General features: G+C 64.3%; 11 protein-coding genes. 7 read left to right on the forward strand and 4 right to left on the reverse strand.

The window, feature by feature from the left end:
* Window positions 1-52 precede the first annotated feature (52 nt).
* Window positions 53-1,783 (forward strand): dihydroxy-acid dehydratase, encoded by a 1,731-nt coding sequence (ilvD, locus tag VB672_RS21985; RefSeq protein WP_329786336.1) that lies wholly within the window; start codon window positions 53-55, stop codon window positions 1,781-1,783.
* Complete coding sequence (locus VB672_RS21990) at window positions 1,770-2,612, forward strand: tetratricopeptide repeat protein (RefSeq protein WP_329786337.1); 843 nt, start codon at window positions 1,770-1,772, stop codon at window positions 2,610-2,612. The genes ilvD and VB672_RS21990 overlap by 14 nt, the downstream gene beginning before the upstream one ends.
* Before the next feature lie 32 nt (window positions 2,613-2,644).
* Here VB672_RS21990 and xth read toward each other — a convergent pair whose 3' ends face one another.
* Window positions 2,645-3,430, reverse strand: coding sequence for an exodeoxyribonuclease III (gene xth / locus VB672_RS21995; protein WP_329786338.1), 786 nt, complete (start codon window positions 3,428-3,430; stop codon window positions 2,645-2,647).
* A gap of 95 nt (window positions 3,431-3,525) precedes the next feature.
* Between xth and VB672_RS22000 the strand changes: the two genes are divergently transcribed.
* The 3 genes from VB672_RS22000 to VB672_RS22010 are packed head-to-tail and all read left to right on the forward strand — an operon-like array spanning window position 3,526 to window position 5,339.
* Window positions 3,526-4,218, forward strand: coding sequence for a ceramidase domain-containing protein (locus tag VB672_RS22000; RefSeq protein WP_329786339.1), 693 nt, complete (start codon window positions 3,526-3,528; stop codon window positions 4,216-4,218).
* Window positions 4,205-4,768, forward strand: coding sequence for a hypothetical protein (locus VB672_RS22005; protein WP_329786340.1), 564 nt, complete (start codon window positions 4,205-4,207; stop codon window positions 4,766-4,768). Before VB672_RS22000 ends, VB672_RS22005 begins: the two co-directional genes overlap by 14 nt.
* 46 nt (window positions 4,769-4,814) lie before the next feature.
* The gene (locus VB672_RS22010) at window positions 4,815-5,339 is read left to right on the forward strand and encodes a hypothetical protein (protein WP_329786341.1); all 525 of its coding nucleotides are present in this window, start codon (window positions 4,815-4,817) and stop codon (window positions 5,337-5,339) included.
* A 3-nt stretch (window positions 5,340-5,342) separates the two neighbouring features.
* Here VB672_RS22010 and VB672_RS22015 read toward each other — a convergent pair whose 3' ends face one another.
* Complete coding sequence (locus VB672_RS22015) at window positions 5,343-6,434, reverse strand: alkene reductase (protein WP_329786342.1); 1,092 nt, start codon at window positions 6,432-6,434, stop codon at window positions 5,343-5,345.
* A 269-nt stretch (window positions 6,435-6,703) separates the two neighbouring features.
* On the opposite strand from VB672_RS22015, the gene VB672_RS22020 reads away from it, so the two are divergent.
* On the forward strand, window positions 6,704-7,102 hold the full coding sequence (locus VB672_RS22020) for a hypothetical protein (RefSeq protein ID WP_329786343.1): 399 nt from the start codon (window positions 6,704-6,706) through the stop codon (window positions 7,100-7,102).
* Window positions 7,103-7,181: 79 nt separating this feature from the next.
* On the opposite strand, the gene VB672_RS22025 is transcribed toward VB672_RS22020, so the two are convergent.
* Window positions 7,182-8,129: an aldo/keto reductase gene (locus VB672_RS22025; protein WP_329786344.1), complete on the reverse strand. Its 948-nt coding sequence runs from the start codon at window positions 8,127-8,129 to the stop codon at window positions 7,182-7,184.
* 106 nt (window positions 8,130-8,235) lie between these two features.
* Window positions 8,236-9,621 carry a hypothetical protein gene (locus tag VB672_RS22030; RefSeq protein ID WP_329786345.1) on the reverse strand — a complete coding sequence of 462 codons (1,386 nt, stop codon included), beginning with the start codon at window positions 9,619-9,621 and terminating at the stop codon, window positions 8,236-8,238.
* 539 nt (window positions 9,622-10,160) lie between these two features.
* Here VB672_RS22030 and VB672_RS22035 point away from each other — a divergent pair.
* Complete coding sequence (locus VB672_RS22035) at window positions 10,161-10,577, forward strand: hypothetical protein (protein WP_329786346.1); 417 nt, start codon at window positions 10,161-10,163, stop codon at window positions 10,575-10,577.
* The last annotated feature ends 325 nt before the right edge of the window (window positions 10,578-10,902 follow it).

Consider the following 10,902-nt stretch of genomic DNA (forward strand, 5'->3'; position numbering starts at 1 on the left):
TCCAAAGGCTTGGATCTCCGTCGTGAGAACCGGGTGGAAAAGAGTGCGGACCATGGATGCGCGGTTGATCGACAAGTCGAAGCTGCCGAGCCGTCACGTGACGGTGGGGCCCGCTCGCGCGCCGCATCGCTCCTACCTCTATGCCATGGGCCTGACCAAGGAGCAGATCGCCCAGCCGCTCGTCGGCGTCGCCACCTGCTGGAACGAGGCCGCTCCTTGCAACATCTCCCTCATGCGCCAGGCCCAGGCCGTCAAGAAGGGCGTGGCTGCCGCCAACGGAACCCCGCGCGAGTTCTGCACCATCACGGTCACCGACGGCATCGCCATGGGCCACCAGGGCATGAAGGCGTCGCTCCCGTCGCGCGAGGTGATCGCCGATTCGGTCGAGCTGACCATGCGCGGCCATTCCTACGATGCGCTCGTGGGTATGGCCGGCTGCGACAAGTCACTGCCCGGCATGATGATGGCGATGGTGCGCCTCAACGTGCCGTCGATCTTCATTTATGGCGGGTCGATTCTCCCAGGCTCCTTCCGCGGCCGTCAGGTGACCGTGCAGGACCTCTTCGAGGCGGTCGGCAAGTACTCGGTCGGCGAGATGTCGGACGAGGATCTCACCGAACTCGAGCAGGTCGCCTGTCCGTCGGCCGGCGCATGCGGCGCGCAGTTCACCGCCAACACCATGGCGACCGTGTCCGAGGCCATGGGCCTTGCGCTGCCGTATTCGGCGGGCGCCCCGGCGCCTTACGAGATCCGCGACCGGTTCTGCGCCGCGGCCGGCGAGCAGATCATGGACCTGATCGCCAGGAATATCCGTCCGCGCGATATCGTGACCCGCAAGTCCCTGGAGAACGCCGCGACCGTGGTGGCGGCCTCCGGCGGCTCGACCAATGCGGCTTTGCATCTTCCTGCCATCGCCCATGAAGCCGGCATCAAGTTCGACCTGTTCGACGTGGCCGAGATCTTCAAGCGCACGCCCTACATCGCGGACCTGAAGCCCGGCGGGCGTTATGTCGCCAAGGACCTGTTCGAAGTTGGCGGGATCCCGCTGCTCATGAAGACGCTTCTCGACCACGGCTACATGCACGGCGACTGCATGACCGTGACCGGCCGCACCATGGCCGAGAACCTCGCCTCCGTGAAATGGAACGACGATCAGGACGTGGTCTATCCGGCGAATGCGCCGATCACGCCCACTGGCGGCGTCGTGGGGCTGAAGGGCAATCTCGCTCCCGAAGGCGCCATCGTGAAGGTGGCCGGCATGGCGGCCGACAAGCAGGTGTTCCGAGGCCCGGCGCGCTGCTTCGACGGCGAGGAGGCCTGCTTCGAGGCCGTCTCCACGCGCCAGTACCAGGAAGGCGAGGTCCTGGTGATCCGCTACGAGGGGCCGCGCGGCGGTCCCGGCATGCGCGAGATGCTGTCCACCACGGCGGCGCTCTACGGCCAGGGCATGGGCGACAAGGTGGCTCTCATCACCGACGGGCGCTTCTCCGGCGCGACCCGCGGCTTCTGCATCGGCCATGTGGGCCCGGAAGCGGCGGTGGGCGGCCCCATCGGCCTGATCAGGGACGGGGACATCATCGCCATCGATGCCATCAAGGGCACCATCGACGTGGAGCTCTCCGACGAGGAGCTGGCCGAGCGCCGTTCCGAATGGCAGCCGCGGGAGACGACCGCCACCTCGGGCTATCTCTGGAAATACGCACAAACCGTGGGTCCTGCACGGGATGGGGCCGTCACCCATCCCGGCGGAGCCGCAGAAAAAGAAACCTATGCGGACGTTTAAACTCATCGCAGCCACGTTGTGGGTGGCCACCTTCGGGGCCGGCGCAGCTTATGCGCTCGATGCGGCGCCGCGTCCGCAACCGCTCACGCCTGCTCTGGCGCCGGCCCTGGCACCTGCCACCAAATACGGCTCGGCGCGCGATGCCCTGCGTAGCGGCATGCGCGACTACAATGCCGGCGACAAGCTCGGGGCCGTGCACGCGCTCGAATATGCGGCCGGCCAGGGGCATTCGCTCGCGCTTTGGAAGCTCGGGCGCATGTATGCCGAAGGGGACGGCGTCGAGCACGACGACCTGAAGGCCTTCGAGTACTTCTCCCGCCTCGCCGACCAGCACGCGGACGAGAGCCCCGATTCCCCGAACGCGACCGTCGTGTCCAGCGCCTTCGTGGCTCTGGGCACCTATTTCCTGGATGGCATCAAGGACAGCTATGTGGCGGCCAACCCGGAGCGCGCGGTCGAGATGTTCAGCTACGCGGCGTCGTATTTCAGCGACTCCAACGCGCAGTACAACCTCGCGCGTCTCTACCTGGAGGGTACAGGCGTCCGGAAGGACGCCCGCCATGCGGCGCGCTGGTTCAATCTGGCGGCCGAGAAGGGGCACACCGCCTCCCAGGCGCTCCTGGGCCATCTGCTGATGACGGGGCAGGGCGTTCCGCGCCAGCGCGCCAAGGGCCTGATGTGGCTGACCCTGGCGCGCGAAGCCTCCACCGACGGGGCCAAGGACCAGTGGATCGTCTCGCTCTACGACGATGCCTTCGCGGCGGCTGACGAGAGCGACCGCAAGCTGGCCCTGGCCCTGCTGGAGCAGTACATCCAGTCGCGCCGATAGATGACCGGCGATGTGGGATCGCCGGTCGCCCGCTAATCGATATCCAGGTCGACCATCACCGGCACATGGTCGGACGGCTTGTCCCAGCCGCGCACTTCCTTCCGGATCGACGCTGTCCTGAGCTTGTCCTGCGCCTGCGCCGACAGCAGCAGATGGTCGATGCGGATGCCGTTGTTCCGCTGGAAGGCGCCGGCCTGATAGTCCCAGAACGAGTAGAGCCCCGGCTGGTCGTTGCAGGCACGCACCGCATCCAGGAATCCGAGGTTGAGAAGCTCCCGGAACCTGGCCCGGCTCTCTGGCTGAAACAGGGCGTCGTTGGTCCAGGCCGCGGGATCCAGAGCATCCTTGGGCTCGGGGATGACGTTGTAGTCGCCGCACAGAACCAGAGGCTCCTCGAGCGCCAGAAGGTTCCTGGCATGGGCGCGGAGGCGGTCCATCCAGGCGAGCTTGTAGTCGAATTTCGGCGTGCCGATGGGATTGCCGTTCGGCAGATAGATGGAGGCCACCCGCACGGCGCCCGTGGAGGTCGAGATCACGCCTTCCAGGTAGCGCGCCTGCTCGTCGCTCTCGTCGCCCGGCAGGCCGCGGCGCACATCCTCGAGCGGACGCTTGGACAGGATGGCGACGCCGTTATAGGCCTTCTGGCCGTGGGTGACGACGTTGTAGCCGAGGGCCTCGACCTCCGCCCGGGGAAAGGCCTCGTCGACGCATTTCAACTCCTGGAGGCAAACCACGTCCGGATCGGCGCTCTTCACGAAGGTGGCGAGGTGGTCCAGCCTCTGCTTGATGGAGTTCACGTTCCACGTCGCGATTCGCATCCCGTCACTCTCGCTTTTCCGTCCTCTATGCTTCATCGGATTTTCGTCCTCGGCTGGCAAGGTGGAACTCGTCACCATCCCCACGGTTGCGCCTCATGCCTGAATCCTGGTTCACACCCATCGACAGCTATTGCGAGCGCCTGGGGGTCGGTTTCTGGGCCGAGCCGCTCAACGCCGTGAGCAACGCCGCCTTCATCGCGGCCGCCCTCTATGCCCTGGCGCTCTCGAGACGCGCCGGAGCCCGGGATTGGCCGGCGCTCTGGCTTGTTGCGGTCACCTTCATCGTCGGAACGGGGAGCTTTCTGTTCCACACCTTCGCCAACCGCTGGTCGCTTCTGGCCGATGTGCTGCCCATCGCGATCTTCATCTACAGCTATTTCCTGCTCGCCATGCGTCGGTATCTGAAACTCGGACTTGTCTCTGCCATCATCGTGACGGCGCTGTTCATGGCCTTCAACATGTCCTTCGACCGCCTGTGGTTCATCGCTCTTCCCGGCGTGACCCTGAACGGTTCGGTGAGCTACATCCCGGCGGCCCTGGCGCTGCTGGCAGTCGGGAGCGTCTGCTTAGTTTCGAGGGGAAGAGAAGCGGGCAGGGCGCTGCTTGCCGCCGCTTGCGTGTTCATCCTGTCCCTTCTATTCCGCTCCATCGACCACGCGATGTGCGCGACAATCCCTACTGGCACCCATTTTCTGTGGCATGGGCTCAATGCGCTCGTGCTCTTCATCTTGATGAAGGCAGCCATCGCTCATCGGCCCCGAAACGGAGTGACCATTGCCCAGAATTGAGATCCACGGCTATGCCATCGTGTCGGACAACGACTGCATCGCCGATGCCTCCGGGCGGACGCCCGATGTGCTCCGCAACGAGGCCGACTGGGCCTACTTCCAGGCCGAACTCAACAGGTCGGCCGTGACGGTGCTCGGCCGCCTCGGGCATGAGGCCAATCCTAACCCGAATCGCCGCCTGCGGATGATCCTGTCCTCATCCTCGACAGGGCTGGAGCAGCGCGCGGACGGCTGGTGGTGGAATCCCGAGAGACTGCCCTGGGCTCAGGCCATCCGCACCGTCCTGCCGGAGGGCGGGCGCGTGGCGGTTCCCGGCGGGCGGCAGGTGTTCGATCTGTTTCTTAGGATCGGATACGACGCCTTCCATCTGACACGGGCCGAAGGAACGCTCATCCCAAACGGGGTGCCCGTGTTCTCAGGATGCGATGACGACAACAGGGCCGAAGCGATCCTGTCGGCCCATGGACTGAGTCCCGATCCCCGCCAGGTGCTCGACCCGATTGGACCGGTGAGCCTGACAATTTGGCGGAACGGTAGCCAAGACTCGTGAGTTTGCTTGGAGTTGACGTGCAACAGCGATCCGAAGGGAGGAGCCGATGCGTCACCTCACGATTTCGACCGCGCTGCTCGCGGGATGCCTGATCGCCGGAGTGGCCTGGGCGCAAGGATCCTCGGGCGGCTCCGGTGGAGGCGGTTCTAGCGGCGGTGGCACTGGCGCTTCGTCTGCATCACCGTCCACCGGATCGGCGGCGTCGCCCAGCGGCAGCACCCAGCCTGGGGGATCGACCGTTCGTCCGCCGGCTTCAGGCGTCCAGGGCAGCACCAATCCGTCCAATACAGCCCCCGGAAACAGGGCGAGCGGGATCGGCGGAACGACGGGCAACGCCGCCAATACCGGACCCATTCCCCCTCCCGGCACCGAAGGCAGCACCGGAGGAGGGAACGCGAGTGCAAACAGCACTTCTACGGGCCCTGCCACCACGGGAACCGTATCCGGCAACGACCGTCTGCAGCCCGGTGAGCGCTCCGCCGTCGGCCCGACCTCGCGAGAGGAGGAACTGAACCGACGGGGTGAGCAGGTGGAGCAGAAGGCCAGGCGCGGGATCTGCGAAGGCTGCTGACGATCAGGCCGCCTGTTCGAGGCCCGGGTAGTCCGTGTAGCCTCTGGTGTCCCCGCCATAGAAGGTGGCGCGGTCGGGTTCGTTAAGCGGCGCGTTGAGGCGGAAGCGCTCGACGAGGTCCGGATTGGCGATGAAGAGGCGACCGAACGCCACCAGATCGGCCTGTCCGCTGGAGACGGCTTCGGACGCGATGTCGCGGCTATAGCCGTTATTGGCGATGTAGGCGCCACGGAAGGAGCGGCGCAGTCCCTCGTAATCCACGTCGACGGCGTTCCGGTCGCCCTGAGTGGCGCCTTCGATTATGTGGATATAGGCGAGGCCGAGGCTATCGAGCTTTTCCACCACGTGGCTGAACAGTGCCTGGGGATTCGAATCCTCTGCATCGTTGACCTTGGCCGGCGACAGGCGGATGCCGACGCGTCCCTTGTCCCAGACCTTGAGCACGGCCTCGGCCGCTTCGATGGTCAGGCGCGCTCGGTTCTCGATGGAGCCGCCATAGGCGTCCGTGCGATGGTTGGAGCCGTCCTTCATGAACTGGTCGAGCAGATAGCCGTTCGCCGCATGGATCTCGACACCGTCGAATCCGGCTTCCTTGGCGTTGCGCGCGGCAGTCTCGTAGTCCCGCAGAATGCCTGGGATCTCTGAGAGCTCGAGAGCGCGGGGCTCGGAGACCTCGGCGAAGCCTTCCTCAAGGAAGGTCTTGGTCTGGGCACGCAGCGCCGAGGGGCCGACCGGGGCAGCGCCTCCAGGCTGAAGGGAGGTGTGAGACACGCGGCCCACATGCCAGAGCTGGATGAAAATCCGGCCGCCGGCCTTGTGGACCGCGTCGGTCACCTTGCGCCAATGGGCGACCTGCTCGGGCGAATAGATGCCGGGCGTCCGCAGATAGCCTTGGCCCTGATGGGAGATCTGCGAGCCCTCTGAGATCAGAAGACCGGCACTGGCGCGCTGGGCGTAGTAGGTCGCCGTGATGTCGCGTGCCACGTCTCCTTCTGCAGCCCTGTTTCGGGTCAGGGGAGCCATGACCAGCCGGTTCGGCAGTGTCAGGTCGCCCAATGTGAATGGCTGGAACAATGCATGGGCATCGGCGCTCATCGTAAAACCTCGTTTCATCCTGTGAAATCATCAAATGCACAGGTTGATACGAGATAATCAGCCCATTGAGCGATGCAACGGAGGGCTGCCATGCAAAATTCACAACGCTTTTGTCTCGCTCTTCGGAGTTGCCTTATCCACATCGGCGGGCCGGCAGGGATCAGCCGACGGTGTCATTTCGTCTTTCATGACATAATATATCATGTATGAGTGCTTCCGATCCAATCCGCGGGGGCACAATGAGGTATATAGCGTTCTCGACGTCAATAATGGCCGCCTCGCTTGCAGCGGGCGTCCTTCTAACCGGGTGCGGAGGTCGCGAAGCCCGACCCGTCCCCTCAACAAATGTTGCTGACGTTTCACTCGACTGTCCTGCCATCGCCCGCGAATTCGATGCGAACGAACGCCAGATCGTCGCCACGCTCCAGGAGAAGGATGGCGCAGTTGCCAAGAACGTTGTTCTTGGGGTTACAGGCGCCGTCATCTTCTGGCCGGCCCTTTTCTTCATGGATCCGAAATCGCCGGAAAAGGTCGAGATCGACGCGTTGCGTAATCGTAACCGGGTGCTTGACGACATTGCCCGCACCAAGCGTTGCCCGTCGCTGAATACGAAGATTGCCGAGGTATACCGTCGGCTCGACAACATGCCCGCGCAGGCACCGCAGTAAGAGCGATCACGATCCTGCGAAGAGCCGGTCGGATCTGCGCGGATTGCGGGCCGACTAGTTCCAAGCCGAGAACCCTCAATCAGGCCGATGCCTGATCGAGATGCGCGATATCTTCCTTGTCGAGGCGCACTTCCGTCGCCCGAACGAGATCGCGGATCTGCTCCACGTTCGTAGCGCTTGCGATCGGTGCCGTGAGCCCGGGGCGCGCCATGAGCCACGCCAGCGCGATTTGAGCCGGTGTCGCGTCCTTCCGAGCCGAGACCGCGTCCAGAGCCGCCAGAATGCGCCTTCCGCGATCATCGAGATAGGCAGCCATGCGCCCGCCGCGCACGCTCTTGCCGAAGTCGGCTTCCGACCGGTACTTGCCGGTCAGGAACCCGCTCGCGAGACCGTAATAAGGGATAACGCCGATCTCCTCCTGACGGCAGAGCGGCTCGAGGTCGGCCTCGTATTCCGCACGGTCGGAGAGATTGTATTTGGGCTGCAGGCTCTCATAGCGCGGCAGACCGAGTTCGGCGCTGATCTCCAATGCTTCCTTCAGGCGCGACGCGGTGAAGTTCGACGCGCCGATTGCGCGCACCTTTCCGTCTCGGATCAACTCTTCGTAGGCGCCGAGCGTCTCCTGTTGCGGCGTATCGAGATCGTCACGGTGGGATTGATAGAGATCGATGTAGTCGGTCTGGAGACGCTGAAGCGAAGCCTCCACCGCCGAGCGGATATAGCTCTTCGACAGACCCTTCCGGCCCGGCCCCATCTCGGAACCGACCTTGGTGGCGATCACGAGGCTGCTGCGGTTACCGCGGGCTTTCATCCACCGGCCGATGATCGTCTCCGATTCCCCGCCTTTGTGACCGGACACCCAGGTGGAATAGACATCCGCCGTGTCGATGAAGTTGAGGCCGGCCTCGACATAGGCGTCGAGCACCTTGAACGATGTCGGCTCGTCGGCCGTCCATCCGAAGACGTTGCCGCCGAGGCACAGGGGAGAAACCATCAAGTCCGAGCGGCCGAGCCGACGCTTTTCCATTGTCATCTCCATGATCCGTGCCGATGTGGGGCGGCGAGGGAGGCTGGCAAGATGGCCGGTCAGGTTACGGCGTCCAGCAGATGCCGGGCGCCGCTTCCGTTCGCGATCAGGCGGCAGCGCTCAACGCGATGCCGCGCGCTTCCGCAAACGCGACGAGGTCGGACTCGCTGTCGATGCGATGACGCTGGTCGATGGTCCAGCCGGTCTCGTCGCGGACCACGATGTAGCCCCGCGCCTGAAGCCGGGAGACCACGGCCTGAATGCCGCTCGACTCGGATTTCGTCACGCCCCGCTCGGCGATGAAGCGCTCGATGGCCGCCTGAGCCGCCTGAGCGAGATCGATCGCATCCGCCCGGTTCGCCGGCTTGGCCTTCGCCTTGGCCTGCGCGAGAACGCGCGCGGGATCCCGGCGAACGGACTTCCAGCCGCCGCGGCCCGATGTCGGTGCGTTGGCCTCCGACTCCACCGAACGAACGAAGGCAGGAGCCTCGGTGACGACGATCTTCGGCGCGGCAGGAGCAACAGCTTGAATGACAGGACGGACCGCCGCGGCCTGGGAGACGCCGCGCACGGCGGGCAGCACGGCCTTTTTGGTCTCTGCCTCCTTTGGCCTCGAAGAAGGCTTGGGAACTGCAGTCTGGGCCTTCTCGCGCCGCGTTTTCTCTTCGCGCGCCTGGCGAGTCACCTCCGCTGCCTGCTCCGCTGCCTTCCGCTTGGCTTCGGTTTCGGCTTTCCTCGCCGCGACGGCCTTACGTTTCGCTTCCTCTTCGGCTTTCCGGGCGTCCTCTTCTCTGCGGGCCGCAGCCTCGGCCGCGCGCTTGACCCGGACGAGGAGACGCTGGTCGATGCGCGCCTTCTCGGCAATGGCCGCCCGCGCGGCTCTGATCATTCCGGCTTCCGATTCGGCGATGGACTCTTTCAGCCGCTCCGCCAAGACCGTTTCGAGACGCTTGAGCGCTTGGGCAAGCGCCGCCTCCGGGTCGATTGTCCGCGGCACCATTGATTGTACCGGAACAGCCGTCGGCGCAGGAATTTCGGCCCGGGTTGCGGGTGCGCCGGGCTCGACCGGTTGCTGGCGGGGCGACGTCTGCGTTACGGGTTTCGCCTTCGCAGATCCTGTCGATTGCGTCTGGGCGGTTTTTTGGCGAGCCGTTCCGGCAGCGGTGATCTTCGCCAGTTTGGAGAGGTCCCGCACACCGATCAGGCCGAGATCCTGCATCTTCCAGCGGATCTGCGTCACGGTCCGCCCAAGCTCGGCGGCGATATGCTTGTCCGTCATCGGAGGGTCGGCCGAGACGAGTTCACGCAGGCGCGCCACGCTGGCTTCATCCCAGGATTGATGGGGTTGAACCAGAGTTCCGATCAGCCGTGCCCTGGCATAGGTTGCCGGCACCGGCCGTCCCAGCTTCGCGGCGGTGACGGGAACCGGGATCCTGGCTTCCCTGTCGCGGCGCAGGATTTCAAGTTCTTCTTCGGTCCAGACCCTGTTCATTGCAGGGCTTCTCCTTTTCTCAGCAAGGCTGGGATCCGGCGAACCTGCATCGCGAGAAGGGGAGCGAATGCGAAAGGCAAAGGAAATTCGCCGGATCGTGCCGGCGACGGATGAATGTCAGGCCGGCATCGAGTGGAAATGCACCGGATAAAGGGTGCCGATTCTGGCGGAACTCGCCGCCGAAGACCATGGAGTGGTCCCCGGATCGGGTCGCAGCTCATGTTCACGCATGACGCAGCAACCCCTCACGAAGCGCGCGCTTCGTGTCGAGGACCATTGCGGTCGCTTGAAATCGAGCTGGAGGTGCATGGCGACGATATCAGATCAAGAGCAACGGAGATGTAGTCGGCTTCGGATCAAATCTCAATGCCGGAGACGTCCGTAACGGAAAGTTTCCCCGCCAAGTCGGAGAGCCTTGCAAAACAACGCTTTCTACGGGTTTTTCCATGGGCCTGTAAGGATTGGTTAACCATGACGGCGCATTCTTCGTCCTGTGAGTCCCGCAAGGATTTCATGCATGGCTCACAGGGGGAGGGCACATGGCCGACAGCACAGTTACGCAAACGATCAGCGAGAGAATCGAAGCCGTCAAGAAGGTCGTGAACCTGATCGCGCAGGCGGGCAGGGGAGATGACCTGCATGATCTGCGCGTTCTTCTCATCAACACCATGAGCCTCTTAAAGCGCGATCCCGGGATCGAGGCTGCCGTCGATGATCTCTATGCGTCGGCGGACTCTCTGGTGAAAGACGCGTCGTCCGGCACGCCTCCCAACGCAAGATCGCTCCGCCTCCTGCTCTCCGCTTCGGACCGGTTCTGCAACCGCCTGATCGCCGCCGTGGACCGGATCGCCCCGGAGCCCGAATTGCGCCTCAAAGGTTTGGAGGCTGCTTATGCGGTTCAGCTCGAGCGTTTCTCCATGAATGCTGACCTGGATCCCGTCGGCCAGGTCGCCTGACACTCAAGAGAGACAGTCGCTTCAAGCACTGGCGTTCGATCATCCTTCCCAGACCCGGCCCTCCTTGCATGCGCATCGAGGGCTTTTCTGTTTGAAGGGCTCGCCGGTGGCAGCCGAGGGCAAACCTTTCTGCCGTCGGCGTGCTGGGGCTGGCCGGTTGCACAACCTCGCCCGGTCCATGCGCCTGATCGGCAAGCACTACGGCCGCTCTGCACGGTGACTTGGCGCGTATCCTGGCGGTGTGCTCGACGGGGCCGCGGGCTCCGGACGAGCAAAAACCCCTGACGCTGTTCACGTACAGGGGCTTTTGACTGTTGTTTGGTTG

It is taken from the genome of Microvirga sp. CF3016 (assembly GCF_036314085.1).
In the GTDB taxonomy this organism is placed as follows: Bacteria; Pseudomonadota; Alphaproteobacteria; order Rhizobiales; family Beijerinckiaceae; genus Microvirga.